A 25,372-nucleotide genomic window follows, 5' to 3' on the forward strand; every position below is an offset into this window, starting at 1 on the left:
TCCACAGAGTAAACCTAGTTAGTCAAGTGGCGCAGGCCACCCCGGCCCCGCGGCTCGGTCCGGCAGGGATGCGTCATCGCCGCACGTTGCTGGGCGGTGGTGGCACCTGCAGGGGGCCGCGGGCGATAATCGATGCGTGGAGCGTCGCCAGAGCGGTCAGGACCCCGAATCTCCGATGGCACTGCTGCAGAACATTCCTGCGCTCGTGGTGCTGGAGCGGTTCCCGGTGCCGGTGTTGGCAATCGCCGAAGACGGAACGATCCTGTTCGCCAACACTGCTTTCGGCGAGATGGTCGGCCGCGACACCGATGCGGTCAAGAGCATGCAGTTTGCTGAGGTGTTCCACTCGCTGCCGGCCGACGAGTCGGCGGTCTCGGTGATGCGGGCCCACGCCGGCCTGCTGGTCGACCTCGTCCACCGTGACGGTTCGATCGTGCGGGCGCGGATGAGCAAGTCGGCGCTGCTGCGCGGCGACGACCCGGTGGCGCTCGCGACGTTCCAGGACCTCACCGAGCGGTTGTGGGCCGAAGAGCTGTAGGACGTCAGCCGGCAGCCTGCGTCCGGCGCAGCGATTCGCGGGCCAGGAACTCGTGGAAGTAGTCCAGCGATTCCCGGCTGACGATCGCGGGGAGCAGAAGATCCCAGGTGTGGACCACCCGTTCGCGCAAGTCGGTGTCGGTTGCGTTCGCGCGCGACAGAGCCTCGGCGCCCAGCATGGACCCCAGGATCACCTCGGCGGCGCCCGCGATGTCCAGGCTTTCCCGTAGGTCGCCTTCGTCGGCCGCCTGGATCAACTGCTTCCTGAGCTCATCGAGCCAGCTCATGTACACGTCGGTGGCGGCGGCATTGATGCCGCTGAACGTTCGCAGCAGTTGCATCCCGATCTGCGCCACCTTGTCCGAGCGGGCGAAATCGGCCACCACGAACAATCCGTGGATGGTGTTCTCCAAAGCCGGTGATGAGGATTCGGCGATGACGCGGAACGCGGCCAGCATCGCGGTGCCGCCGTCGCTGATGATCGCCTCGGCCAGTGATTCCTTCGAGTCGAAGTGGTAGTAGAGCGCGCCCTTGGTCATCTCGGCCCGCGCGATGATGTCGCCGAGCCCGGTCGCCGGATAGCCGTGCTCGCTGAACAGGTCGACCGCGGCGGTGATGATCTTCTGCCGGGTCAGCTCCGATCGAGCCTGGCGTGCCATGTCAGGCCGGCCCGACGGCTGGGTTGGAGGCGCCGTCCGGTGCGTGGGGGCGCAGGGCCACGACCTTCTTGGCGCCCACCGCGGTGCGACGCCGGATGAACTGCCTGAGGTAGGCGAGCCGCTCCGGCTCGACGAACCCGGGTAGCGCCAGCCGCCAGCTGTGCTCGAGGTCGGTGAGGAACCGCGGGGGATCGTCGAGGTCACTCGTCTGGCGCACACCCAGGTAGATCGACACCAACAACCGGGCGACCGCTTCCGGGTCGCTGTCGGCGGTGAAATCACCCTCACCGATGGCGCGTTTGGCGATCCCGGCGAAACCCTGTACCCATTCGTCGATCACCCGCGGCCCCAGGCCGTCCGTCCGGCCGATGGATTCGACCAGGTTCAGGGCTGCCCGGGCCATCGGATCACCGATGTCTTCCGCGGCGACCAGGCAAGAGAGGTCGATCAACGTCTCAGCTCCGGACAGATTGCGGGCCAGGACGTCTTCGACGGACTTGTTGCCCCGTGCGGACCGGTGCTCGACGATCGAGACTGCCAGCGCGTGCTTGGACCGGAAGTGGAAGTACAGGGCGCCCTTCGTGACATTGGCGTCGGCCAGGATGTCGTCGAGGCTGACCAGGCTGTAGGGCGTGTGGGCGAACTGCCGCGCTGCCGCCTGCAGGATCTGGAGGCGGGTCAGCTCTGCTCGCCGGTCGAGCTGCTCAGTCACCTCGGGGCCTTCCTGACTCTGAGCGGCCGGTGGCGCTGTCTGATTTCGCCATCACCACCAGCAGACTCAAAGTCTTCGCCGTACGTGCATTACATTCTAAAGGTATGTATCGTGCTTAGCGTGATAACTCTTGGTTCGTCACGGGTTGCCCGCCCGGCGGTGGCGCACGCCACGGCCGCGGGCGCTGTGATGAGCGCCCCCTTTTGGCGGTCGACAGTAGCCAAGGGCTATCCTGGAAGCGTTGCCATGGCCTGCACCGGCAATCCCCCTCGAATCCCGGTGCGGGCCATGGCGACCCCATCTCCCGGTGTCTACCAAGACGATTCGATCTTGATGTGGCACCGCGCGGTACGTTCGGAGTGTCGCTAGCCGATGTGGGATGACGAAGTCGACGTCGTTTGCTACGGCTCGGGCGTCGGGGCGTTGGCGGCGGCGGTCGCGGCAGCGGATGCCGGGCTCGACGTGCAAATCGTGCGGCCAGGCGTAGCCGGCAGCCCTCAACCGGTGACGCCCAGTCCCGAGGCCCCATGGTTGGGCGTGGGCATCGAGGATCCCGAGACCCGTGACTATCTCGACGAGTTGGCGGCGGATCTGCCGCCTGTCGAGGATGCCGAATACGACACCGCCCCCAGCGTCCGGCCGGTCAGCGACTGGGCCCCGGTTTCCGGACGCGGCCGGATCGCGCCGTTCTACGGTGCTCGGCTGCAGGAATGGGCGCAGCGGTGCCTGACGTCTCCCTACGGGGTGCTCTACACCCGGTTGGCGGATCGGGGGACGACCTCGATGAAGACCCGCGCCGGCGAGGAGATCCAGGTCAAGGTGCTCGGGACGGTGGACGCCGAGAGCGAGTCCGGCGCCGCGTCGGTGCTCGCTGACTGGCTGTCGGCGCAGGTGCACGACCGGCAGATCCAAACCCTGGACGGCGGCACGCTGCGGCGCGTCGTGTTCGAGGAGGGCGAGGTTGTCGGGGCGGTATTCGACACCGCCGACGGTCCGCTGGCCCTGCGGGCGCGCCATGGCGTGGCAATCTCGACGGAACCACGCGCTGCAGGCGGCGCCTCGGTGGCCGGGCAGCTCATCGAGCCGGGAAAGCCCCTGCAGGTAGGACTGGTCGGCTACAGCGCCAGCAGATTCGGTCGGGTCGAGTTGCTGGACTTCGAGCCTGACACCGGACGATCGGACTACTGCCGGTCGGGAGGAGTGCTCGACTCACCGCGTGAGTCGTACCGATCACGTGCGCGGCGCGGCTGAGAAGTGCACCGGTACCCGCCCTTTGGCCAGTAACGCGGCCATCTCATGTCCGAGGATCGGCTTGGACAGCAGGAAGCCCTGTGCGCGATAGCAGCCGTGCCGCAACAGGGTCAGCGCGGCCCGTTCGGTCTCCACCCCTTCGGCCACCAGTTGTAGGCCGAAGGCACCGGCCAGAGCGATCACCGCGCGCACGATCGGCAGGTCACCCGGGTCTGATCCGAGCCCGGCGACGAAGCTGCGGTCGATCTTGAGGGTGTCCACGGGGAGCGATTTCAACAGCGACAACGCGCTGTAGCCGGTGCCGAAGTCGTCAATGGCCACCTGCACGCCCACCTTGTGGAGTCCGGTCAGCGTCGAGCGGGTGGTTTCGATGTCCTGCACGACGATGCTCTCGGTGATCTCCAGGCATACCGATCCGCGGGGCAGGCGGAATTCGTTCATGATGCCGGCCACCGACGCGACGAATCCATCGGTCACCAACTGCACCGGCGACACGTTGATCCGCAGCACGATGTTGCGGCCGACGCCATTGGACCGCCACCGGGCGAACTCGGCGCACGCGGTTCTCAGTACCCACCGGCCCAACTCGCCCGCCAGGTTTATGGATTCGGCCACGCCGATGAACGAGTCGGGGGACAGCAGGCCCCGGGTCGGGTGCTGCCATCGCACCAGAGCCTCGGCGGCCAGGACCTCGCCGGTCCGCATGTCGATCTCGGGCAGGTAGTGCAACACCAGCGCGCCGCTCTCGATCACGCTCTGCAGGTGCAGCTCGATGTCGTTGCGGAAGTCGATCTCCATCGCCATCTCATCGGAGAACACCGCGACCCGGTTGCCTCCGGAGTTCTTCGCGGTCAGCACCGCGTGGTCGGCCCGGTTGAGCAGATCGGAGGTGGAGTCGCGGCCCGGAATACCTTGGGCCAGACCGATGCTGACGGTACGGGTGAGCATCTCGCCATCGATGGTCACCCGCTCGCGCAGCACCGACTGGAGTCGGTAGGCCAGTGCCGTGGCCGCCTCGATCGTCATCGAGGCGGCCGGGACCACGACGAACTCGTCACCGCCGAGTCGTGCGATGAGCTTGGGGGAGTCGTCACCACGTTGCAACCGCTCGGCCAGGATGCTGATGAAGGCGTCACCGGCGGTATGACCCAGATAGTCGTTGATCGCCTTGAGCCGGTCCAGGTCGAAGAACATCACCACAACCGGGCCGGGTTGGCCCGGAGCCAACCGGGCCTGCAGATGGGCCATGAGCGCCCTGCGATTGTGCAGTCCGGTGAGGTGGTCATGATCGGCCAGATAACGCAACCGGTCCTCGGCCTCGATGCGGGCCTGCACCTGGGCGAACAGCGAGGCAATCGCCTTGAGCGCGTTGAGCTCCGCGGGTAGCCACTCGCGATCACCGAATTTGACGAACCCCAGGACGCCGGTGGTGATGTCCCCGGACAACAACGGCACACATGCCATCGAGGTGCTGGGGATGTGCCGTCCCGCCTCGATCGTGCGCTGGTAGTCGTCGGTGGCCGGCTCCGGACGGAACACCGCCGGTTCCTTGAGGTGCTCGGCCATCGCGAACACCGGATCGGCATCGGCGAAGTGGATCACCGCGATCGGGTCGGTCAGGGCGTCCGGCGGCCGCGCCGGCCACTCGGCCACCAACCGCGTCGCATGCGCCTCGTGATCGTTGTGACGCAGGAAGCTGACGTCCACGTCGAAGAACGAGACCAGCTCTGCCAGCACCTGCTGGCTCACCGTGACCGAGGTCGCAGCGTCGACCGCCATCAGTTGTGTGGCAACCGATGTGACGAGCAGTTCGAGGCTGCCTGGCACCAGATACCTCCGCGTATACCTCGGCACGTGACTCAGCCGTACTGCGATGTCGAACCCGTCCGGGCTCGGCGCCGGCTGCGTACGGTCGGCCGCGGCGCGTAGGACAACCTCAACACCAGCGCCTGTGATTCGTCGCGCTCGGTGCTGGTCAACCTGCGAAAAGCGTACTGCAGGTCGCGTAGCGCGTCGGCGTGACCAGGAGATAGTGCACTGCGGTCCCGGTCATCGTGGGCGTAGAGGAACACCGGCGACACCGGTTGAACCGCCAGCCCGTGGCGTTGGGCGCCCACCCAGACTGCTTCGACGGCCGATCCGGCCTGCGCGTAGTCGGTCAGCCGGCGGCCCCGAACCGAGACGACAGCCAGCGCCGAGCTCGAGGTGACCCGTTCGTAGGTGTCGTCGCCGAGAGCCGAGCCGGCGTCCCAGTCGGACAACTTCGCCATCACCTCGGGCCGGCGCAGGATGTCGAGCACCACCATGTCGGCCGGGTCCAACCCGAGCGTCGTCACTTCGATACCGGTATCGGGGTCTGGATCACCGGGCCAGCGCAGCTCCGACATCATCTCCCGGTGCAGGTTCGGGGTCAGATAGCGGATCCGGTCCGCTTCGGCGAGTAGGCGCGCGGCGTTTTCGATCTCGGTCCGGTCGTCGAGGATCGTCAGTTCGGCACCCTCGTTGGCGGCGGCGGCCCGCAGACCGTCGAGCACGTCGGCGGCGATCGGAGTCGCCGTGCCCCGGAGTCGGTTGGTCTCTCTGGCCAGCATCGGTTCGTAGAGCTCAGCCAACTCCGGTGCGCTGCCAGCGGAGAATTCTGCGATCCCGTACAGGGGCGTGCCCTCGTCGCCGCGGGACCACTGCACATGCCCGGTCAGACCGTGTGCGGCCGCGGCCACCCTTGCGTTGAACGCGGCCGCCCCCAGCGCCACTGCGCTGCCGCGGTACCCGACGTCCATGGCCGTGGTGTACTTCGTCGCCAACCGGAGGTTGATCTGGTCGTCACTCGCCTCGATGTGCCACGGTTGGACATTGCCGCCCGAGGGCGCGCGCGTCGCCGCGTCGGTGGTGGCCGTGCAGTCGGTGCAGCGGCTGCCGATCAGCTGGGGTTCGGCGTCGGGCCAGGTCGAGATCTCCGGCGCGAGGGCCTTCTGCATGCGTCCGATTCCTCCGTGGTCGGCCAAAAATGTCTAGCAACTGTAACTCTTACAGTAACGTAGTCCAAGTGATCGAAGGCAAGGCTGAGTTCAAGGTGACGTTCTGCCGGATCTGCGAGCCGCTGTGCGGCATGATCGCCACGGTCGAGGACGGCAAGCTCACCGCGCTGCGCCCGGACAAGGAGCACCCGCTTTCAGCCGGATTTGCCTGCCAGAAAGGCATCGCGTTCACCGAGGTGGTCAACGACCCCGATCGGGTCACCACGCCGTTGAAGCGCACCGCGGACGGTTTCGCACCGGTGAGCTGGGATGTGGCGCTCGACGACATCGCGGCCAGGCTCACCGAGATTCACCGCCGCCACGGATCGGGCGCCTTCGCGTGGTACATGGGAAACCCGGCGGCCTTCAGCTACTCGCACCTGTTCGCCGCGATGGCGTTCGCCAAGGGCGTCGGCGGCAACAGCCACTTCTTCAGCTCCTCCACCCAGGACACCAGCAGTAGGCTTCTGGCCAACCAGTTCCTCTACGGCGCGCCGTTCCCCGTGCCCATTCCGGACCTGATGCGTACTGATCTGTTGGTCATGCTCGGCGCGAATCCCGTGGTGTCCCATGGCAGTTTCCTTACGGCGCCGCGGATCAAAGACCGCATTCACGACATCGTCAAGCGGGGTGGGCGGGTTGTGGTGGTCGATCCGCGGCGCAGCGAGACCGCCGCTCAGTTCGAATGGCTTGGGATCGTCCCGGATGCCGATTCCTACCTGCTGTTGTCGATCCTGCACGTGCTGTTCGCCGAGGGGCTCGTCAGTGCGCGGGCCCGGTCCCAGGCTGACGGGCTGGACTGGCTGCAGGCGCAATCGTCGCGGTTCAGCCCGGAGGCCACGCAACGGCACACCGGTATCGACCCTGACACCGTGCGCACATTGGCCCACGATCTCGCCGCCACCGAACGGGCCGCCGTGTACGGCCGGCTCGGCACCTGCGTCGGACGCAACGGAACCTTGACGACCTACCTCCTCGATGCCGTCAATCTCGTTGCGGGCAACCTGGACACCCCGGGCGGCAGCGTGTTCAGCACCCTTGGAATCCCCGGCCAGAAATGGGGATCGCTCGCGATGGGCGCCTCGCTACGGCGTAGCTACCGGAACAAGCGGACGCGGGTCGGTGACCTGCCGTTGGTCATCGGGGCGGAGCCTGCGGCGTTCATGGCCAAGGAGATCACGACACCGGGCCGGCGGCAGGTCAAGGCGATGTTCATCGGCGCCGGTAACCCGGTGCTGTCGGTCCCCAACGGCGCGGAACTAGAAGAAGCAATGGAATCGACTGACCTTTCGGTCGGACTGGACCTCTACGTCAACGAGACCACTGCACATTGCGACTACGTGTTGCCCGTGACGACGATGTACGAGCGTGACGACTTCGCGGTCACCTTCCAGATGTTCCAGGCCACGCCATTCCGTCAGGCCACCGACGCGGTGGTGGCACCGCGAGGCCAGGCCCGCACCGAATGGGACATCGTCGTCGACCTGATCAGCCGGATGCGGGTGCGCACACCGGTTTTCGTTGCGCTTCGGCTGGCGGCCACGCGGGCTGCGCGATGCGGGAAGAGGCTCAGTCCGCGGCCGATGATCGACGGAATGATCCGGATGGCCGACGGTGGTGACCGTTTCGGGCTGCGTCGGGGCGGGCTGACGTTCCGCCGCCTGGCCGAACAGCATCCCCACGGCGTGGTGGTGGCACCGAACATCCGTACCGGCGTGCTCGGTGAGGTCGTGGTGTATCCGAAGGGGCGGGTTCGGCTGGCGCACGAAGACATCGCTTCTGAGATCGCCGCGCTGTCACGGCGTGCCGAGCCCGATGGTTACCCGCTGCGAATGATCGGCATGCGGGAACCGCGCTCAGAGAACTCCTGGTTGCACAATTCGCCGTTGCTCATGCGCGGCAAGAGGATTCATCGAGCGCTCATGCATACCGAGGACGCTGCGGCGCGCCACCTCGCGGACGGCGACGCGGTGCGGGTGCGTTCGCCCTACGGTCAGATCGACATTGCGCTCTCGCTCACCGACGACATCGTGCGTGGCACGGTCGCGATACCGCACGGCTGGGGGCACAAGGGGAGTGGTGGCTGGCGGATCGCCAACCAGGCGGGCGGGGCCAACGTCAACCAGCTGATGTCGAGTGATCCCGCCGACGTCGAGGCATTGGCCGGCATGTCCTGGCTGACGGGCGTGCCAGTGCAGGTGGAAGCCTGCTGACCTACCGCGAAACTGTATTCCAGCAGGCCGGTACTCGAACTTTCTCGGCTGGAATGCGGTTTCGGCGATTGGGTGCGTTACTGTAAGTGTTACAGTTGTGCGCGTGAGCGAAGTCGTCGACCAGGCCGCTACCAGTGTGGACATCGGCGCCCGCGCCGGCGCCCGGGCCGAGAAACGCATGCTGATCGACGGTGCGTTGGTCGCCGCGGCGTCCGGTGCTGAATTCGACAATCCCAGCCCTGCCACGGGCCTGGTTCTGGGGCAGACCGCGGCCGCCGGTCCCGAGGACATGGATCGGGCGATCGGGGCGGCCCGGTGCGCGTTCGACGATTCCGACTGGAGCACCAATCGTGAGCTGCGTCAGCGCGTGCTGGCCCAACTGCAGGAGGCGATCGAATCCGAAAAAGATGACCTGCGTGAGGAGTTGATCGCCGAGGTGGGGTGCCCGGTGATGACGACGGAGAATGCCCAGCTGGACTGGCCGCTGGCCGACGCGCTGCGGTACCCGGCCCGGCTGATCGACGAGTTCGAGTGGGAACGCACGCTCGACGGCGGTGGGCTGTTCGGTGAGCGCAACGCCCGCACCGTGGTCAAGGAGGCGGTCGGTGTGGTCGCAGCGATCACCCCGTCGAATTTCCCCATCGAGGTGATCCTCAACAAGCTCGGGCCCGCGCTGGCCGCCGGCAACACCGTAGTGCTCAAACCCGATCCGAACACGCCGTGGAATGCCACCCGGCTGGGCCGCTTGATCGCGGAGCGCACCGATATGCCGCCCGGCGTGGTCAATGTGGTGCCCACGCCGTCCAACGAGGTGGCCGGGCAGTTGGGCACCGACCCGCGTGTCGACATGGTGTCGTTCACCGGGTCGACGGCCGTCGGCGGGCACCTGATGCGGGTGGGCGCCGACACCATGAAGCGCACTTTCCTGGAGCTCGGCGGCAAGTCGGCGATGATCGTGCTCGACGACGCGAAGCCCGGCCACATCATCCCCAGTGCGATCGGAGCCTGTGTGCACGCCGGCCAGGCGTGTGCGGCCAATACCCGGATGCTGGTGCACCGCAGCCTGTTCGATGAGGCGGTCGCCAATGTGACGATGGCGTTCGGTGCGGTGCCCGTCGGCGATCCCGCACTGCCGACCACCCTGGTTGGCCCGCTGATCAGTGCGGCGCAGAAGCAGCGCGTGCTCGGTGCCATCGCCGGCGCCCGCCGCGACGGCGCCGACATCGTGGTGGGCGGTGGTGAGGTCGCCGGGTTGGCCGATCATCTGCGCGACGGGCACTTCGTCGCACCCACCGTCATCGTCGGGGCCGATCCGGGATCGTCCATCGTGCAGGACGAGGTGTTCGGACCCGTGTTGGTGATGATCCCGTTCGACGATGACGACGAGGCGGTGCGGATCGCCAACGACAGCGCATTCGGCTTGGCAGGAGCGGTGCTGTCGGCATCGTCCGAGCGGGCGATGGGCATCGCGCGGCGCATCCGCACCGGGGCCATCGGCGTGAACGGTGGCATGTACTACGGAGCCGATGCACCCTTCGGCGGATACAAGAACAGCGGTGTCGGAAGGCAGTGCGGCATAGAGGGGTTCGCGCAGTACACCGAGACCAAGACGATCGGCTGGCGGCTGCCCCGTCAATGACCGACGGGGCTGTCCACATCCGGAACCGTCAGGCGCGGGTTTGCTCCGGCCGCCACGACGCGCATCACGAATGCCGCGGCTTCTTCGGCCTGCCGGGCAGCATCGAGTCCGCCGAGAATCGCCGTGCGCGCCCCCAGATCGGCGATCAACGTCTCGCTCTCCCGCAACGCGGTGGCGTCGTCACCACAGATTGCGACCACGGGAGACATGCTTCGTTCCCCGGTGAAAGGCCATGAGACGCCCGCGAACAGATGCAGCGCTTTGACCACGTGGGCGCCGACGGCAAGCTGGGCGACCAGTTCGGCAGCTGACCCGGATTCCGGATGCAGGCGTCCGCTGCGGTAATCCACCGGATTGGTGCAGTCGACGACGGTTTTACCCGACAACGCCGCGGTCGGGCCGCCGACGAGCGTCAGTGCGTCTGCCAACCCGTCCCAGGCGATCGCGACCACGATGACGTCGGCCAGGCCGGCCAGGTCGGAGGGGGCGACGGGCCTTGCCGCGGGGCCGATCTGCGTTGCCGCGGCGTTCGTATGGTTGGGGTTACGTCCCGTGACCACAATGGCATGCCCGGTGCCGGCCCACGCCTTTCCGAGTGCGACCGCCAGGTTCCCGGTACCCAAAAGTCCGATGACCACGTTTCTCTCCTTCGCCGAGTAGTTGTCGTCGTGGCGACGCTAGAGGGCCGGTTCCTACCGATCGGTGTGCTGCGCAGTGGGATACTGGCCCGGTGATCGACGGGAATTGCCAGTCGTTTGTTTCGGACTGTCACGTACGTGCTGCTGTCGCACTCATCAACCACACTTGGGACCCGGTCGTCCTGTCCGCACTGCGACTCGGCCCAACCCGCCGCAGCCTCCTGCTGCACCGAATCTCCGGCATCAGCGACAAGGTTCTGACCGAATCGCTGCGCCGTTTGAAGTCACGTGGCCTGGTTGCGCGGACGGTTGACGATTCACGATGCGAGGCAGCCGTTTACGAACTCACCGAGTTGGGCACTTCATTCGCATGTGGGCCGCTGGCACACCTCGCCCGGTGGGCGGCGGAGAATCAGGCCGAGCTGTCAGCGTGACAAGAACGCCTCGCCCCGGTCGAGGATGCTGTCGAGGATGTGGTCGAAGTTGCCGTCGTCGGCCATGCCGATTCGGTAGCCACGCCCGGGGATCGACGCGATCAGTGGCATCGCGTCGGCGTCGAGTACCTGTTCCCAGTACTCGCGGGGGAACTGGTCCTCGGCGGTGCGGCTCTGCAAGCGCTGTAGCACAGCGGAACTGCGTACCAGCACGGAGATGGCCGTATAGGTGTCGAAGGCCTGTTTGGCAGTGAGTCCGGCCGCCACCAGTGCGGCCACCGGCTGCTCGATCTTCTCCAACGCGGTGCGGGCCGCCGGTACGCCCCGGGTCCCGCGAATGAGGATGAGGTCGCACATGATCGGGTTCTCGGTGAACATCGCGCGCATGCGGTGGGCATGGGCGCGCAGGGACTCGCGCCAGGTGGCGGCGTCGATGGACAGCACACTGAGGTCATAATCGCGCAGGACGCGCTCGGTCATCGCGTCGAGCAGCTGATCTTTGCGGCGAAAATACCAGTAGATGCTCGTGACGCCGACATCGAGATGACGGGCCAGCTGCGGCATGCTGAGGTTGTCGATCGACACCTCGTCGGCGATTTCAAATGCGCCGCGCAGGATTTCGTCGACGCTGATCGACCCGCGTTCGCGGCGCTGGCGACCGCTGGTGTTCGCGGGCCTGACCATTGCATCGTCCTTCAGCGGATCGGGTCGAACGTGACGGGTATGGCGGTGGGGGAGCGGAACGGCTGACCGAAGATGTGCGGGTCGTCCTCGGTGACCAGTTCAAGGTTGCGTACCCGGCCGAGCAGGCTCTCCATTGCCACCCGGGTTTCCATCCGGGCCAGGTGCAGCCCCATGCAGGTGTGCTCGCCGGCGGCAAAGGTGATGTGCGGTAACCGTTTCCGGAAGATGTCGAATTCCTCGGGCCGTTCCCAGCGGTTCTCGTCGCGGTTGGCCGACCCCATGCAGACGTCGATCACCGCGCCGGCCGGCAGCGCCACACCGTCAAGCTCGGTGTCCCGGGTGGCCGAGCGTTGCACGGTGGTGAGTGGCGTTTCGTAGCGCAAGGCCTCTTCGATGGCCTGGCCGACCAGCTCATGGTCGGCCTGTACCGCGGCGAACTGATCAGGGTGGGTGAGCAGCAGGTAGATCAGATTGCCCGAGGACCGGTAGGTGGTCTCCAGCCCGGCCGGCAAGAGCAACCGCAGGAACGAATAGATGGCCTCGTCGGTCAGCTTCTCCCCGTCGATCTCGGCGGTGACGAGGTCGCCGATGATGTCGTCGGTGGGGCGGGAGCGGCGCAGGTCGATCTGGCCGAGGAAATAGTCTTTCAACGCCGCAGATGCCTCGAAGGCGCGTTTGTACTTCACCGTGTAGCTGATCAGTTCGACGGCCCGTTGCCGGAACCAGGGCAGGTCCTCCTCAGGCAGGCCGAGCAGCTTGGAGATCACCCGGGTGGGGAATTCGAAGGTGAAGTCGCGCACCAGATCGGCGGTACCGGCTTCGATGAACTCGTCGACCAGGGCCTCGCAGATCGGGCCGACGATCTCGGGTTCCCAGCGCTGCAGCGAGCGTGACTTGAAGGCGGCCGAGACGAGGTTGCGGTGGTCGCGGTGGGTCTTGCCGTCCATGGCCAGGATGGTGGGCCCGATGAACAGCCCGATGGTGTTGTCGTAGATCTTCGAGTTGAACGACTTGCCGTCGCGGAACACGGTGTTGACCGCGTCGAAGGACACCGCGGCGAATTGGTGTTCTGGCAGTAGCGATTCCGGTGTCTTGGACCAGTCCATCACCGAGCCGCGGAAGACCCCGTGCCGGGCGCGGTGCCGCGCGAAGATCGGGTACGGGTCGCGCAGCAGGGTGGCTGTGTCGTCGACCGACTCATCAGCGGTCAGATCCCGCACTTCACTCTCCACAGCCCACCCCACCGTCCGCAACGGATCCACGATGCTGATGCATATTACTGTAAATCTTACAGTAGTGGAATCTGTGCGGTTCTGGGTGGTCAGAGGGGGATCGGGGCTCCATTGGTCATCGAGGCGATGAAGCCTGCGTCGACCTGGATGTCCTGACCGTTGATCCAGCGCGACTCGGGGGAGGCCAGGAAGGCGATCAGTGGAACCACGTCGTCCACGGTGGCGTGCCGGCCCACCGTGGCCCGCACCAGGTCGAGGACGTCCTTGCCCATGGTCTGTTCGAAATCGGTCAGGATCGGCGTCTCGACGGGGCCCGGGCTGACGGTGTTGACGCGTACCCCGTACTTGGTCCAGGCGGGCCCGGCCACCCGCTTGACGAACAGGATTGCGGCTTGCTTGGAGGTGGTATACACCGGGAAATCCGGATCTTGTCCGGCCTGCCATTGCACCACCGCGTCTCCATCGGTGAGCTCGAGCAGCCCTTCGAGGATATCGAGGCGTTGTTGCCAGCCCAGGGCAGCGGTGGACGCCACCGTGACGATCGAGCCGCCGTGGCGGAGCAGCGGCAACATGCCCTCGGCCATGAGCCGCATCCCGAGATAGTTGACCTTGAGGACGTCGGCCGCAGGTGCGGTGCCCGGAACCCCCGCGACGTGCGCGAGCATGTCCCAGCCGTCCCCGATCTCGCTCAACAGCCGGGCGATGTCACCCGCGTCCCGTAGGTCGCAGGTGGCGTGCTCCGACGCCGGCGTCTCACTGGCGCGCACATCGACGGCGAGCACGTGGTCGCCGCGTTCGTGGAAATGCGCCGCGGTGGCTGCGCCGATCCCGGATCCGGCTCCGACGACGACGATTCTGCGTGCGGTTTCCGACATGCGCCGACCTCTCACTGAATGAACGACAGTAAGCATCACTGTAAACAAATCCGTCCGCCTGGACAATTGCCTACGACCTGCGTGGGCAGTGCTACCGTTAGCCTCCCCGGGACAGATCTCCGGAAGTGAAATGTCCTGTGCCTGGCGAGGAGACGGATTCGATGAGCGCGATCGAGGAGCGTGCGGCGGTGCGGCCGCAGCGCGACGGTCTGGATGAGCTGCTGGCTGCCCAGCGCAGGTCCTTCATCGCCGACGGCCCGCCCGATGTCGCGCTGCGCCGCAACCGCATTGATCGGCTGTTGGCCATGGTCCTGGACAACTCCGAGGAGTTCGTCGCCGCCACCGCGGCCGACTACGGATCGCGGTCGCGGTCGGCGGCATTCCTCTCCGAGATCATGGGCATGCTCTCCGTCATCGAGCACACCAGGTCGCATATCCCGCAATGGATGCGCGCCACGAAGCTGATGCGGGCCGCGCGATTCGCGGGCCTGCGCGCCGAGGTGCTGCCGAGCCCGCTGGGCGTGGTCGGGGTGATCGGTCCGTGGAACTTCCCGATCCAGCTGACGGTGCTACCCGCGGCAGCGGCATTCGCAGCGGGTAACCGGGTGATGATCAAGATGTCCGAGGTCACCCTGCGCACCGCGGAGTTGATGGCGGCGACCGCGCCGAAGTATTTCGACGCCACTGAATTACAGGTCGTGACCGGCGGTCCGGATGCGGCTGCCGAGTTCGCCGGCCTGCCGTTCGACCACCTGTTCTTCACCGGCTCGCCCTCGATCGGTGCGCTGGTAGCCCGCGCGGCGTCGGAAAACCTGGTTCCGGTGACGTTGGAGCTGGGCGGCAAGAATCCGGTGGTGGTTTCCCCTGGGGCCGACATCGAACGGGCGGCGAGCCGAATCGCCCAGGCGCGCATGGTCAATGGTGGGCAGGTCTGTGTCTGTCCCGACTACGTCTTCGTCCCCGATGCTCAGGTGGACCGGTTCGTCACGGTGGCGCGCAAGACATTGACCAATCTGTTTCCCACCATCGTCGACAATCCCGATTACTGCTCCTCGGTGAACGAGGCCAACTTCGACCGGGTGGTCGGCCTGATCGCCGACGCCCGCGCCCATGGGGCTCGCATCGACTCCGTCGTGCCGGCGGGGGAGGTGCTGCCCGATCCGGGCTCGCGCAAGATCGCCCCGACCATCGTGCGTGGCGTCGACGACCGGATGCGGATCGCGGGCGAGGAGGTGTTCGGACCGGTGCTGGTGGTCCGCGGCTACTCCGCGCTCACCGAGGCCATCGACCACATCAACGCCAATCCGTCACCGTTGGTGGCGTACTGGTTCGGCCCCGACGACGCCGACTTCCGGAACTTCGTCAGCCACACCCGTAGTGGCGGGGTGGCCCGCAATGACTTTGCCGCGCACATGATTCCGTCGGACGCCCCGTTCGGTGGCGTCGGGCGCAGCGGGACCGGCGCCTACCACGGCAAGGCCGGCTTCGATACGTTCAGTCACCACCGCTCCGTGGTGGGCAGTGACCTGCCGTTCAGCGTCACCAGCCAGGCGGCCAGGCCGTTCACCGCGTCGATGCGGGTCACCACCGACCTCGCGCTGCGGCGGGCCCGGAGCCGAACCGCCGCCCGGCTCAAGAAGTTTCGCTGACCGCCTGCTCGCGGGCCCATCGGTAGTCAGCCTTGCCGGCCGGGCTGCGCTCGATGACCGGGCGAAACACCACGGCCTTGGGCAGCTTGTAGCGGGCGACGGAGGATTCGGCGTGCCGGATGAGCTCTTCGGCTTCCGCTGAGGCGCCATCGGCCAGCGCGACGATAGCCACCACTTCCTGGCCCCAGCGTTCACTGGGCCGGCCGGTGACCACCACATCCCGCACCGCCGGATGTGAGGCGATCGCGGATTCGACCTCCTCGGCGAAGATCTTCTCCCCACCGGAATTGATCGTCGCCGAGTCACGGCCGAGCAACTCGATCGCGCCGCTGTCGAGATGGCGGGCGCGGTCACCGGGTGTCGCATAGCGCACGCCGTCGATGACGGGGAAGGTCGCCGCCGTCTTGGTGGCGTCGCCCTTGTATCCCAGCGGCACGAACCCGCGCTGTGCCAGCCAGCCGAGCCCGTCGTGGCCCGCAGACAAGACCGCGGTGAAATCCTCGGCAACCACGCAGGTATCGGGTCCGGCGTTGAAGGTTCCTGTCGACACCGCACCCGGGGCCGACATGTGGCTCATCTGAGCGCCGGTCTCCGATGACCCCACCCCGTCGACAACGATGAGGTTGGACTTGGCGTCGATGAGTTGTTGTTTGACGTACGGGGTCAATTGCGCCCCACCGTTGGCCACGACAGACAGGGAGGACACATCCACCGTGCCGTCCCGCAGGCCGGTCTTGATCGCATCAAGGAGGGGACGCGCCATGGCGTCACCCACCACCGTGGCCACCAGCACCCGCTCGCGTTCGATGGTGCGGACCACGTCATCAGCATCGAAACGGTCAACCACACTGGGGAATACGACAGTCTGGCCGGTCGTCAGCGCCGTCATCGCACCCCATTGGGCGGCGCCGTGAATCAGGGGCGGGAGGATGAGCAGCTTCGTGCCCGGGTTGTCGACCGCACGCCCCACGATCTCCTCGACGGACTGCGCCTTCTCGCCGGTCACCATGTTGCGGCCGCCGAACGCGGTCATGAAGATGTCGTGCTGCCGCCACAACACCCCCTTGGGCATGCCGGTGGTACCGCCCGTGTATAGCACGTAGAGGTCGTCGGGGCTGGGCTCAACCGCGGGTGCCGTCAGCGTCGGGGAGCCGGCGATCGACTCATAATCCACTGCGCCGTAGAGCAGTTCATTGCCAGAATCGTCAGCGATCTGGATCAGAACCCGGAGTGCCGGCAGATCTCCGAGAATCTCGGCGACCCGCGGTGCGAACGCGGCGTGGTACACGAGCGCAGAGGCGCCGGAATCGGCCAGCAGATACTGCAATTCGTTCTTGACGTAGCGGTAGTTGACGTTGAACGGGGCGACGCGGGCGCGGAAGGAGCCGAGCAGGGATTCGACGAACTCGGGGCCGTTGTAGGCGTAGATGCCGAGCAGGTCCTGACCCACCTCGTGGCCGGCCAGCTGACTGCGTTCGGTCCGTGCACCCAGCCCGCGCGAATGCAGGTACGCCGCCAGCCGATTCGACCGGTCCACGATCTGGCGGTAGGTAAAGCGGCGGTCGCCCTGGACGATCAGTGGGCGGTCTCCGAGGGCGGTGGCGACGGCCTCAGCGACAGCCGGAACGGTGAACTGCACGAGTGCTCCTCTTGGGCGGTCAGCGCTGCCAGGCGTGCAGCAGGTTGTCGGTGGTGGTGATGGTGGCGAGCAAGGACAGTGTGTTGTCGATGACCGCGTCGGAGTAGGCCGTCGGAATACCGGCTACTGCGTCGCGGGGCAGCGCCACCCGGTACCCGGCGTTGACCGCGTCCATCACCAGGTTGGTGATCGCGATGTTCACCGAGACGCCGACAGCCACGATGGTGCGCACCCCGAGGTTGCGCAGGATCGCGTCCAGGTCGGTGCCGCCCATCGGCCCCAGACCATGCCAGCGGGACAGCACGAGATCGTCTGGCTCCGGGCCGAATTCGGGTAGCAGCGTGGCGCCGGCGCTGCCGGGAAGGATGCCGACGTCATTGCGGCCGATGGCGAAGATCTTGGCGTTGTGGTTGGAACCCAGTCCGTCCGGGCGTCGCTGCACCAGACAATGCACCACCCTGGTCGAGGCGGCCCGCGCTGCCGGCAGGAGCCTGGCGATATTGGGCAGCGCTTCCCGGCGGGCCTCGTCGGCCAGTGCGGCCAGCCCGGCGTCGGGACCGACCACGGCGCCCTGACATTCCTGGGTGACGATCGCGGTGTGCTCGGGCGCGACCAGTTCGGCCAGGTCGGGCCTCATGAGACGGCGACTGCGTTCTCCACGGGCGGGACCTCGTAGAACTGGGTCGCCCACTTACGCATGGCCATATACGGTTTCGCATCGATCTTGGCCAGCGGCGGATGCTCGACGTACCTCTGGTAGCGCCAGATGTCGCAGTCCTCCCACACGGTTTTGAGGAACTGCTTCTCGACCTGCTTGCGTACCGCGTCGGGCGGGATGTCGGACGTCTCGCCCGCAAGTTTGGGCCACCAGATCGAATAGAACATGTCCGACACCTCGTCGTCGACCGGTGTGCAGGCGAAGATCAACCGGTGGTTGGACGAGCCCTCGAAAGCGCTCATGGCGAAGCCGAGGCCGGAGAAGTGGCTGTGAATCCGCAGTGCCATCTTGTTCGGATCGTCACTGCGGGCGTCGGGCCAGCCCGTCAGGAACCGCCACTCCTCGTCGACGTGCTCCCAGTGCAGACACACCGGCGTCACGGTGGCGCCGTGGACGTAGCGGAAATGTGAACTGTCCGGGCCGTTCTCGGCCACGATCTGCGGGTGGACCGGGATTGCGTCGGCCCGGCTGGAGAACTCCGGGTAAGGCCGGTAGTACGCATCCGGATCGGTTTCGAACTGGGGGAACTTGTGAAAGATGTCGGGCAGTTCCCACTGCGGTTCCGAGCCGGCGGGCTGGTACCACATGAAGATGCAGCCGTACTGCTCCTTGACCGGGTAGGAACGCAGCCGCAGACCGCGGTTGGGCTTGTCCGGCTGATACGGGATGTAGGTGTTGTTGCCTTCGGGGCCCCAGCGCCAGCCGTGGAACGGGCACTCGACGCAGTCGCCGACGACCTTGCCGCCGTGGCCGATGTGGGCGCCCAGGTGCTTGCAGTGCGCTTCCAGTACGTGCAGCTCACCGGACTCGTCGCGATAGGCGGCGAGATCCTCGCCGAAGTACTTGAGCGATTTCACCTCACCGACCGCGTACTCAGCTGACCACCCGATCATGAACCAGCCGGTTACCTTCCAGGTGAACGGCACTTTCATGGCCAGCGGCCTCCCTGCTTCACGGCTCTCACAAAATACGTACGGAAGAGATTACAGTAGCGGTTACCGCATAGAAAGTGGTCAAATCGCGGTCGCGAACCGGTGTGGGCGCATTCGGTCGGGCGGGGGCTCGTGGGCGCGTTATTGATTATACTGAATAGCTTACGGTAGCGTTTACAAAAAGTAGGACTGGCCGATCCCCGCCCGGACGGGTGACCTGGTCAGGGGTTATGTCGCGGACCGTGACTCGTCACAGAGTCGGAAGAGGATTATCGATGACTGCGGCCACGGTGGTGTTCGACCCGTTCTCCGAGGACTTCTTCAACAGTCCCTACGAGATGTACCGCCAGATGCGCGTGCATGCACCGGTCTACTACAGCGAGCAGTACGACTTCTACGCGCTGACGCGTCATGAGGATGTCGCCGCGGCGTTCAAGGACTACGAGACCTACTCCTCGGCCTACGGCGTCGACCTCGCTCAAGTTCGCAAAGGTGATGTCACCGAGCACGGTTCGATCATCGCGATGGATCCGCCGGCACACCGGAGGATGCGCAGTCTGCTCAACAAGGTCTTCACGCCGCGCGCTATCCAGTCCCAGCGGGACTTGGTGAACGGACTGGTCGACAAACACCTTTCGGCCGTGGACCCAGCAGGTTTCGACTTCGTCCAGGACTTCGCAGCCCTTTTTCCCGTCGATGTGATGACCACGCTGCAGGGCGTCCCCGACCAGGATCGCCAGCAGGTGCGGCTGTGGATCGACGACCTGCTTCACCGGGACGCGGGACAGATCGAGATGAGTGCGGCCGGGGTGGAGTCCGCCGTCAACATGGCCGTCTATTACTACCGGCTGATCAAGAAGCGTCGCGAGGATCTCGGCGAGGACTTGCTAAGCAAGCTGATCGAATCCGAGATCGAACGGGACGACGGTGAGATGTCCCCGCTGACGAACATCGAAATCACCGAATTCGCCACGCTGCTCGGCGGTGCCGGTGCCGAGACGGTGACCAAGCTGCTCGGCAATGCGGCAGTGGTCTTTGCTCAGTTTCCGGACCAGTGGCAGAAGCTGCTCGAGGACCGTAGCAAGGTGCCGGCGGCGGTCGAGGAACTGCTGCGCTACGAGGCGCCGGCGCAGTACAACGTGCGCCGCTCGATGCGCGAGGTCGAATTGCACGGGGTGACGATTCCGGCCGGCAAGCCGGTGTTCCTGGTGGGCGGTTCTGCCAACCGGGATCCTGAAGCGTGGACCGAGCCGGACCGGTTCGACATCGACCGCGATCGATCGCAGGCGCAGAATCTCGGGCTGGGCTACGGAATTCACAGCTGCCTGGGTGCGGCGTTGGCGCGTCTGGAAAGCGTGATCGCACTGGACAAGATGCTGGACTTCATGCCGTGCTACGAAGTGGATTACGACGCCTGCAAGCGGGTGAACATGCAGAACGTCGCGGGCTGGAGCAACGTGCCGGTGCGCGTGTTGGGCTGAGTGGCCAACCGGCGGCCGGCATCGTAACTGAGGTGCTTACCGTATAGTTCGCCGTAGTCGACCAGGAGGTGACCCGTTGTCCGACGACATCGAAGCGATCAAGCAGCTGAAGGCCCGTTACTGCCGGTTCCTGGACACCAAGGACATCGATGCCTGGCGCGCGTTGTTCGTCGACGACGTTGTGGTGAAGCTCGACATGGCTGTCTCGACCGGTGGGGCCGATCCGCAGACGGCCCCACCGCTGAACAGCTTCGACGAGTTTTTCCCGGTGGTCTGGGGCGGTGTCGAGAATGCGGCGACGGTGCACCACTGTCACACTCCGGAGATCATGCTGACCTCCGATACCACCGCGACGGGTATCTGGGCGATGGAGGACATGTTGTACTTCCCCGATGGCAGCGAGCTGCACGGCGCCGGTCATTACCACGAGACTTACGAAAAGCGCGACGGGACATGGCAGATCACGAGCCTGCACCTGACCCGGACCCTGTTGAAGTTCAAGACGGCCTAGCCGGCTGAGCTGCCCGCGCGCGTAGCGCTGTGGCGAAAAATCAGGGTGCTCACCGCCGCAGCGCTACGAACGTGATTCCGAGATGCCATGTCTTGCGGCAAGATCCATCGATCTCATCGTTTTCGGGCGCTACTGAAAGCGTTACCGTAACATCCATCGTTGGTCGTCAACTGGGATGGAGTAGCGATGGATCGCCGGCGAAAAGTACTCGTCATGGGCGCAAGCGGAAACGTAGGAGCCTGTGTCACCCGTCAACTCGTCGAGCGGGGCGACGACGTGCGGGTGCTGCTGCGGCGGAGTAGTTCGACCAAGGGCATCGACTGTCTCGACGTTGAACGGTGTTACGGCGACATCTTCGACACCGATGCGGTGGCGGCGGCGATGGCCGGCCGGGACGTGGTGTTCTATTGCGTCGTCGACACCCGCGCCCACCTGGCCGACCCGGCACCACTGTTCTCCACCAACGTCGAGGGCCTGCGGAATGTCCTCGACGTCGCGGCGAATGCCGACCTGCAGCGGTTCGTCTTTCTCAGCACCATCGGGACGATCGCCGTCGGTGACGACGGCGCGACCGTCGATGAGGACACCCCGTTCAACTGGGCCGGCAAGGGCGGGCCGTACATCGAATCCCGACGCCAGGCCGAACGTCTGGTGCTGTCCTACGCCAGGGAACGCGGACTGCCCGCTGTGGCGATGTGCGTGTCCAACCCGTACGGACCGCCGGACTGGCAGCCGAGACAGGGTGCGCTCGTCGCGATGGCTGCGTTCGGCAAGTTGCCCGTGTATGTGCGCGGCGTCGGCTCGGAGGTGGTTGGGATAGACGACGCAGCCGATGCGCTCATCCGGGCCGCCGAGCACGGCCGGATCGGTGAACGCTACATCGTGTCCGAGGGCTATATGTCTCAGCGGGAGATGTTCACCACCGCCGCGGAGGCAGTGGGCGCGCGACCACCGCGATTCGGAATCCCGATGGCCCCGTTGTATGTCTTCGGATGGTTTGCCGGCATGTCGAATCGGTTGTTCGGCACCGATTTTCCGATGAACCTCACCGCCGCGCGGCTGATGTGGCTGACATCGCCGGCCGACCACGGCAAGGCCACTCGCGATCTGGGCTGGAAACCGGCACCCACCGCCGAATCGATCGGCCGGGCCGCGCAGTTCTACATCGACCGCAAGAGCCGCAACGAGAAGGTCATCGACTTGTGAGCGATACCGATTTCGATGCGATCGTCGTGGGTGCGGGATTCTCCGGCTTGTACGCGCTGCACCGGCTGCGGGAGCAGGGCCTGCGGGTGCGGGTTCTGGAGAAGGCCGAGGCCGTCGGCGGCACCTGGCTGGTCAATCGGTATCCGGGTGCTCGCTGCGACATTGAGAGCATCGAATACTCCTACAGCTTCAGCGATGAGATCCAGCAGGAGTGGGTCTGGACCGAGACGATGCCCGCGCAACCCGAGATCGAGGCATATCTGAACTTCGTCGCCGACCGACTCGACCTGCGCCGTAATATCGCATTCGGTTCCGAGGTCGTGACGATGACGTTCGACGAGGGCACCTCTCAATGGGCCGTCACCACCGCCGACGGTCAGACACTGCACACCCCTTTTGTGGTGGCCGCCACCGGAATCCTGTCGGTGCCACTGGAACCCGACATTCCCGGGACGTGCCGATTCGCCGGCACGTCGCTGTTCACCAGCCGCTGGCCGCGCGAGGGCGTCGACCTCACCGGCAAGCGCGTCGGGGTGATCGGTACCGGCTCCACCGGTGTGCAGCTGATCCCGGTGGTGGCCGGGCAGTGCGAACACCTCACGGTATTCCAGCGGTCCCCGGCGTTCACCCTGCCGTGGCAGGTCCGGTCTTTCGAACCCGGGGAACTCGACGCACTCAAGGCTGACTACGCGAGCATCCGGGCTGCGCAGCGGGAACATCCGGTCGGGGCGGCGCGGCTCAGTGCGTTCTCGGTGCTCCTCGAGATGCTCGTGCGGCCGCCGGTGAAAACTGCCTCACGCGAGGAGAAACGGCGCGCCGTCGAGGAAGGCGGTGTCATGGGTGCACTGAATTGGGGCGATGTCTTCTTCGACATCGACGCCAACCGGATGGCCACCGAGCTGTACGGACAAGCCGTGGCCCGCATCGTCACCGACCCGCACACGGCGGCGTCGCTCACGCCCAGCCACCCGTTTGCCTGCAAGCGGCCGATCATCGACCAGGGCTACTACGAAACATATAACCGCGACAACGTCACCCTTGTCGACTTGCGCAAGGGTGCCATCCGTGAGGTGACGGCGACCGGGATTTCCACCGAGCAAGGCGATTTCGACCTCGACGTGATCGTGTATGCGACCGGGTTCGACGCCATGACCGGCGCGTTGAGCCGGATCGATGTGCGGGGCCGGGACGGAGTGGTGCTGGGGGAGTACTGGTCCAAGGAAGGTGCGCTGTCCTACCTGGGCTTGGCGGTGGCCGGGTTCCCGAATCTGTTCACGATTCAGGGACCGGGAAGTCCCTCGGCAGCAACGAATTTCGTGGCCGCCCTGGAGCAACACGTCGAGTGGATCGCGGACTGCGTCGCGTACCTGAGAGCCGGTGGGTACTCGAGTATCGAGGCTGCGCCGCAGGCGCAGGCCGAATGGGTCGAGCACACCACGGCGCTCGTGGCGCCCACTGTGTTGGTGCACCCGAGCTGCAACTCCTGGTACAACGGCGGCAATGTGCCCGGCAAGAAGAGGATGTACCTCGGATACACCGCGGGCATACCCGAGTACCGTCGCCGCTGTGACGAGATCGCCGCTGACGGCTACCCGGGATTCATCATTGCTTAGGGCGACCCGGATAGCGTGGGAGCTCGGCGGCGTGGTGCCGCGCTCGGTGGGCGCTATGGCAGGCGCGGGGGATTGGAATCCGCTTTCCATCACCGGTCTACGTCAGCTCGGCGAGGTCGCCCTCGACGAGCTCGTGGTCACCGGTATGACGCTGACCGGCCCACCGCCCCAACTCCCGCGACCACTGGGCGAGTATCAGCGGGCGTCCGACGAACTTGGCGCGCTCGGTATCGACGCGGCACATTCGCGCCCGGATGCTCTGCAGGTCAAACACATCCGGCCACGCCGGTTCGGCGCGCTGACGTTCGATGAGTTGGTCTTCGAACACGAACCCGCGCTGCCGGCCTCAGTGCTGGCCGACGGTCACGGCGGGGTTGCCACGGCCAGGGTGCGGTTGTATCGGTGCGGCGACGACACCCGGCCCTGGCTGATCTGGGTGCATGGGGCCGGTCAGGGCGATCCGATGGATCTGCTGGTCGCGCGGGTCCGACGCCTGCGCGAACTCGGATTCAACGTGGCGTTGCCGGTGCAGCCGGGGCACGGTGCTCGGCGCGGTTGCCGGCCCGAATATCCCGCCCGCGATCCGCTGGCCAATGTCGCCGGCATGATGCGGGCGGTGTCAGAGGTGCGGGCGTTGATCGGCTGGCTGGAATCACAGGCGTCGTCGATCGCGGTAGCCGGTCTGTCACTGGGCAGTGCGGTGGCGGCGCTGGTGTCACATCTGGACGAAAGGGTCGGGGCGGTGGCGGTCTACACCCCCATTCTCGGGCTCAACGCAATGATCGGAATGCACCTGGGACGCTGGGGAGCAGCGGGACAGCAGTCGGCGCGAGAGTTGCAGTCGGCCACAGTGGCGGCGATGACCTCGGTGATCGACCCGCTGCGCACCCGGCCGCGTGCCGAGCGTCGCCTCATCGTCGGTGCCTGGCATGACCGGATGGCGCTGCGCAGTTCGGCGCTGGCCATGCATGAGCAGTGGGGCGGCGAGCTCTACTGGCACGACGGCAGCCATGTCGGACACCTGTTTTCCGGTGCGGTACAGGATGAGACCGAGCGGTTCTTAACGACCGTAGCTTGAGGTGATCCGGGCCCGCACACAGTTGATCTCGTGGTCGAGATCGTGGTCCTCGGGCAGGACCACCCACTGGAAAGCGATCCCGAAGATGGACCCGGTGATGTCCCGCAGCGCCACATCGACATCGATGTCGGCCCGCAGAGAACCGTCGGCGATACCGGTGCGCAGGCCCGCCTCGATCTTGACGGCTGCCCCGGCCAACTGGGTGCGCACGCCGTCGCGCAGTGGCGAGGTGGTCTTCACGGCCTCGAATGCCGATACGAACATGGCCCTGGTCACCGCGGCATCCTCGGCGTGAATCTCCTGCACGCGGTCGAAATGTGCCAGTACCTGCTGCAGTCCGGTGGCGCCCGGTTCAGGGTCGGGGTTCAGACGCGCCACGTACACATCCTGGAAGGCATCGAGGATGGCGTCCTTGTTGCCGTAGCGGGCGTGCACCATGGCCCGGCTGTACCCGGCCCGTCGGCCGATCTCGGCGGCAGTCGTTGCTTCCCAGCCCTTTTCGACGATCAACTCAGCGGCAGCCTGCAGCAGCCGGCGCGAGGACTGCTCGACGCGCTGCGGTTGGGTGAGGCCCTGAGCTGGGGAAGGCACCCTTGCATATTAGACGGTCGACAACTAACTTAGTTGTTTAGCGTCAAATTTCTGTGCGGAGGT

Annotated in this window: 23 protein-coding genes; 11 read left to right on the top strand and 12 right to left on the bottom strand. The window is 66.0% G+C overall.

Annotated features, from left to right (window positions below):
• Positions 1–175: 175 nt before the first annotated feature.
• The gene (locus EYZ64_RS10890; protein WP_210115641.1) at positions 176–538 is read left to right on the top strand and encodes a PAS domain S-box protein; all 363 of its coding nucleotides are present in this window, start codon (positions 176–178) and stop codon (positions 536–538) included.
• A 4-nt stretch (positions 539–542) separates the two neighbouring features.
• Here the strand turns inward: EYZ64_RS10890 and EYZ64_RS10895 are convergent, their stop codons facing one another.
• Positions 543–1,196: a ScbR family autoregulator-binding transcription factor gene (locus EYZ64_RS10895; protein ID WP_135453451.1), complete on the bottom strand. Its 654-nt coding sequence runs from the start codon at positions 1,194–1,196 to the stop codon at positions 543–545.
• A gap of 1 nt (position 1,197) precedes the next feature.
• Positions 1,198–1,908, bottom strand: coding sequence for a TetR family transcriptional regulator (locus tag EYZ64_RS10900; RefSeq protein ID WP_135453452.1), 711 nt, complete (start codon positions 1,906–1,908; stop codon positions 1,198–1,200).
• Positions 1,909–2,280: 372 nt separating this feature from the next.
• On the opposite strand from EYZ64_RS10900, the gene EYZ64_RS10905 reads away from it, so the two are divergent.
• Positions 2,281–3,159: a hypothetical protein gene (locus EYZ64_RS10905; protein WP_135453453.1), complete on the top strand. Its 879-nt coding sequence runs from the start codon at positions 2,281–2,283 to the stop codon at positions 3,157–3,159.
• Here EYZ64_RS10905 and EYZ64_RS10910 read toward each other — a convergent pair.
• Together EYZ64_RS10910 and EYZ64_RS10915 are read right to left on the bottom strand one after the other, a co-directional pair.
• The gene (locus EYZ64_RS10910; RefSeq protein WP_450072912.1) at positions 3,139–4,938 is read right to left on the bottom strand and encodes a putative bifunctional diguanylate cyclase/phosphodiesterase; all 1,800 of its coding nucleotides are present in this window, start codon (positions 4,936–4,938) and stop codon (positions 3,139–3,141) included. The genes EYZ64_RS10905 and EYZ64_RS10910 overlap by 21 nt on opposite strands.
• A gap of 80 nt (positions 4,939–5,018) precedes the next feature.
• Entirely contained in the window at positions 5,019–6,137 is a 1,119-nt protein-coding gene (locus EYZ64_RS10915) for a nitroreductase family protein (protein WP_286174759.1), read from the bottom strand.
• A 29-nt stretch (positions 6,138–6,166) separates the two neighbouring features.
• Between EYZ64_RS10915 and EYZ64_RS10920 the strand changes: the two genes are divergently transcribed.
• Positions 6,167–8,389, top strand: coding sequence for a molybdopterin-containing oxidoreductase family protein (locus tag EYZ64_RS10920; RefSeq protein WP_502702951.1), 2,223 nt, complete (start codon positions 6,167–6,169; stop codon positions 8,387–8,389).
• 103 nt (positions 8,390–8,492) lie between these two features.
• The gene (locus EYZ64_RS10925; RefSeq protein WP_135453456.1) at positions 8,493–10,028 is read left to right on the top strand and encodes an aldehyde dehydrogenase family protein; all 1,536 of its coding nucleotides are present in this window, start codon (positions 8,493–8,495) and stop codon (positions 10,026–10,028) included.
• On the opposite strand, the gene EYZ64_RS10930 is transcribed toward EYZ64_RS10925, so the two are convergent.
• Positions 10,022–10,666 (bottom strand): NADPH-dependent F420 reductase, encoded by a 645-nt coding sequence (locus tag EYZ64_RS10930; protein WP_210115495.1) that lies wholly within the window; start codon positions 10,664–10,666, stop codon positions 10,022–10,024. The genes EYZ64_RS10925 and EYZ64_RS10930 overlap by 7 nt on opposite strands.
• Positions 10,667–10,758: 92 nt before the next feature.
• Between EYZ64_RS10930 and EYZ64_RS32645 the strand changes: the two genes are divergently transcribed.
• On the top strand, positions 10,759–11,100 hold the full coding sequence (locus EYZ64_RS32645; protein WP_135453457.1) for a winged helix-turn-helix transcriptional regulator: 342 nt from the start codon (positions 10,759–10,761) through the stop codon (positions 11,098–11,100).
• On the opposite strand, the gene EYZ64_RS10940 is transcribed toward EYZ64_RS32645, so the two are convergent.
• The 3 genes from EYZ64_RS10940 to EYZ64_RS10950 all read right to left on the bottom strand — a co-directional run bounded on the left by EYZ64_RS10940 (position 11,092) and on the right by EYZ64_RS10950 (position 13,891).
• Positions 11,092–11,784 (bottom strand): TetR/AcrR family transcriptional regulator, encoded by a 693-nt coding sequence (locus tag EYZ64_RS10940; RefSeq protein WP_135453458.1) that lies wholly within the window; start codon positions 11,782–11,784, stop codon positions 11,092–11,094. The genes EYZ64_RS32645 and EYZ64_RS10940 overlap by 9 nt on opposite strands.
• Positions 11,785–11,795: 11 nt before the next feature.
• Positions 11,796–13,016 (bottom strand): cytochrome P450, encoded by a 1,221-nt coding sequence (locus EYZ64_RS10945; RefSeq protein WP_135453459.1) that lies wholly within the window; start codon positions 13,014–13,016, stop codon positions 11,796–11,798.
• 89 nt (positions 13,017–13,105) lie between these two features.
• Positions 13,106–13,891, bottom strand: coding sequence for an SDR family oxidoreductase (locus EYZ64_RS10950; RefSeq protein ID WP_135453460.1), 786 nt, complete (start codon positions 13,889–13,891; stop codon positions 13,106–13,108).
• Between the two features lie 161 nt (positions 13,892–14,052).
• Between EYZ64_RS10950 and EYZ64_RS10955 the strand changes: the two genes are divergently transcribed.
• On the top strand, positions 14,053–15,540 hold the full coding sequence (locus EYZ64_RS10955) for an aldehyde dehydrogenase family protein (protein ID WP_135453461.1): 1,488 nt from the start codon (positions 14,053–14,055) through the stop codon (positions 15,538–15,540).
• On the opposite strand, the gene EYZ64_RS10960 is transcribed toward EYZ64_RS10955, so the two are convergent.
• From EYZ64_RS10960 to EYZ64_RS10970, 3 genes are read right to left on the bottom strand one after another with little or no spacing between them, the layout of a single operon-like run.
• The gene (locus EYZ64_RS10960; RefSeq protein ID WP_135453462.1) at positions 15,524–17,179 is read right to left on the bottom strand and encodes an acyl-CoA synthetase; all 1,656 of its coding nucleotides are present in this window, start codon (positions 17,177–17,179) and stop codon (positions 15,524–15,526) included. The genes EYZ64_RS10955 and EYZ64_RS10960 overlap by 17 nt on opposite strands.
• Before the next feature lie 19 nt (positions 17,180–17,198).
• Positions 17,199–17,816 (bottom strand): cysteine hydrolase family protein, encoded by a 618-nt coding sequence (locus EYZ64_RS10965; RefSeq protein WP_167857781.1) that lies wholly within the window; start codon positions 17,814–17,816, stop codon positions 17,199–17,201.
• Positions 17,813–18,829 (bottom strand): Rieske 2Fe-2S domain-containing protein, encoded by a 1,017-nt coding sequence (locus EYZ64_RS10970; RefSeq protein ID WP_135453463.1) that lies wholly within the window; start codon positions 18,827–18,829, stop codon positions 17,813–17,815. The genes EYZ64_RS10965 and EYZ64_RS10970 overlap by 4 nt, the downstream gene beginning before the upstream one ends.
• A gap of 275 nt (positions 18,830–19,104) precedes the next feature.
• On the opposite strand from EYZ64_RS10970, the gene EYZ64_RS10975 reads away from it, so the two are divergent.
• The 5 genes from EYZ64_RS10975 to EYZ64_RS10995 all read left to right on the top strand — a co-directional run bounded on the left by EYZ64_RS10975 (position 19,105) and on the right by EYZ64_RS10995 (position 24,718).
• Positions 19,105–20,310: a cytochrome P450 gene (locus EYZ64_RS10975; protein WP_135453464.1), complete on the top strand. Its 1,206-nt coding sequence runs from the start codon at positions 19,105–19,107 to the stop codon at positions 20,308–20,310.
• Positions 20,311–20,386: 76 nt separating this feature from the next.
• Positions 20,387–20,821, top strand: coding sequence for a nuclear transport factor 2 family protein (locus EYZ64_RS10980; protein ID WP_135453465.1), 435 nt, complete (start codon positions 20,387–20,389; stop codon positions 20,819–20,821).
• A 186-nt stretch (positions 20,822–21,007) separates the two neighbouring features.
• Positions 21,008–22,027 (top strand): NAD-dependent epimerase/dehydratase family protein, encoded by a 1,020-nt coding sequence (locus EYZ64_RS10985; protein WP_135453466.1) that lies wholly within the window; start codon positions 21,008–21,010, stop codon positions 22,025–22,027.
• Positions 22,024–23,640 (top strand): flavin-containing monooxygenase, encoded by a 1,617-nt coding sequence (locus EYZ64_RS10990; protein WP_135453467.1) that lies wholly within the window; start codon positions 22,024–22,026, stop codon positions 23,638–23,640. The genes EYZ64_RS10985 and EYZ64_RS10990 overlap by 4 nt, the downstream gene beginning before the upstream one ends.
• A gap of 55 nt (positions 23,641–23,695) precedes the next feature.
• On the top strand, positions 23,696–24,718 hold the full coding sequence (locus EYZ64_RS10995) for an alpha/beta fold hydrolase (protein ID WP_286174762.1): 1,023 nt from the start codon (positions 23,696–23,698) through the stop codon (positions 24,716–24,718).
• On the opposite strand, the gene EYZ64_RS11000 is transcribed toward EYZ64_RS10995, so the two are convergent.
• The gene (locus EYZ64_RS11000) at positions 24,701–25,309 is read right to left on the bottom strand and encodes a TetR/AcrR family transcriptional regulator (RefSeq protein ID WP_135453468.1); all 609 of its coding nucleotides are present in this window, start codon (positions 25,307–25,309) and stop codon (positions 24,701–24,703) included. The genes EYZ64_RS10995 and EYZ64_RS11000 overlap by 18 nt on opposite strands.
• Positions 25,310–25,372 lie beyond the last annotated feature (63 nt).

The organism is Mycobacterium sp. DL99 (assembly GCF_004762045.1).
Taxonomy (GTDB): Bacteria; Actinomycetota; Actinomycetes; order Mycobacteriales; family Mycobacteriaceae; genus Mycobacterium.

Excerpts from the sequence above, each read along its gene's own strand:
- EYZ64_RS10975 (WP_135453464.1), top strand. The coding sequence starts at position 19,105 with ATGACTGCGGCCACGGTGGTGTTCGACCCGTTCTCCGAGGACTTCTTC.
- EYZ64_RS10920 (WP_502702951.1), top strand. The coding sequence starts at position 6,167 with ATGTCTAGCAACTGTAACTCTTACAGTAACGTAGTCCAAGTGATCGAA.
- EYZ64_RS10940 (WP_135453458.1), bottom strand. The coding sequence starts at position 11,784 with ATGGTCAGGCCCGCGAACACCAGCGGTCGCCAGCGCCGCGAACGCGGG.
- EYZ64_RS10915 (WP_286174759.1), bottom strand. The coding sequence starts at position 6,137 with ATGCAGAAGGCCCTCGCGCCGGAGATCTCGACCTGGCCCGACGCCGAA.
- EYZ64_RS10965 (WP_167857781.1), bottom strand. The coding sequence starts at position 17,816 with ATGAGGCCCGACCTGGCCGAACTGGTCGCGCCCGAGCACACCGCGATC.
- EYZ64_RS10955 (WP_135453461.1), top strand. The coding sequence starts at position 14,053 with ATGAGCGCGATCGAGGAGCGTGCGGCGGTGCGGCCGCAGCGCGACGGT.
- EYZ64_RS10995 (WP_286174762.1), top strand. The coding sequence starts at position 23,696 with ATGGCAGGCGCGGGGGATTGGAATCCGCTTTCCATCACCGGTCTACGT.
- EYZ64_RS10895 (WP_135453451.1), bottom strand. The coding sequence starts at position 1,196 with ATGGCACGCCAGGCTCGATCGGAGCTGACCCGGCAGAAGATCATCACC.
- EYZ64_RS10905 (WP_135453453.1), top strand. The coding sequence starts at position 2,281 with ATGTGGGATGACGAAGTCGACGTCGTTTGCTACGGCTCGGGCGTCGGG.
- EYZ64_RS10985 (WP_135453466.1), top strand. The coding sequence starts at position 21,008 with ATGGATCGCCGGCGAAAAGTACTCGTCATGGGCGCAAGCGGAAACGTA.
- EYZ64_RS10970 (WP_135453463.1), bottom strand. The coding sequence starts at position 18,829 with ATGAAAGTGCCGTTCACCTGGAAGGTAACCGGCTGGTTCATGATCGGG.
- EYZ64_RS10950 (WP_135453460.1), bottom strand. The coding sequence starts at position 13,891 with ATGTCGGAAACCGCACGCAGAATCGTCGTCGTCGGAGCCGGATCCGGG.
- EYZ64_RS10910 (WP_450072912.1), bottom strand. The coding sequence starts at position 4,938 with ATGGCGGTCGACGCTGCGACCTCGGTCACGGTGAGCCAGCAGGTGCTG.
- EYZ64_RS10890 (WP_210115641.1), top strand. The coding sequence starts at position 176 with ATGGCACTGCTGCAGAACATTCCTGCGCTCGTGGTGCTGGAGCGGTTC.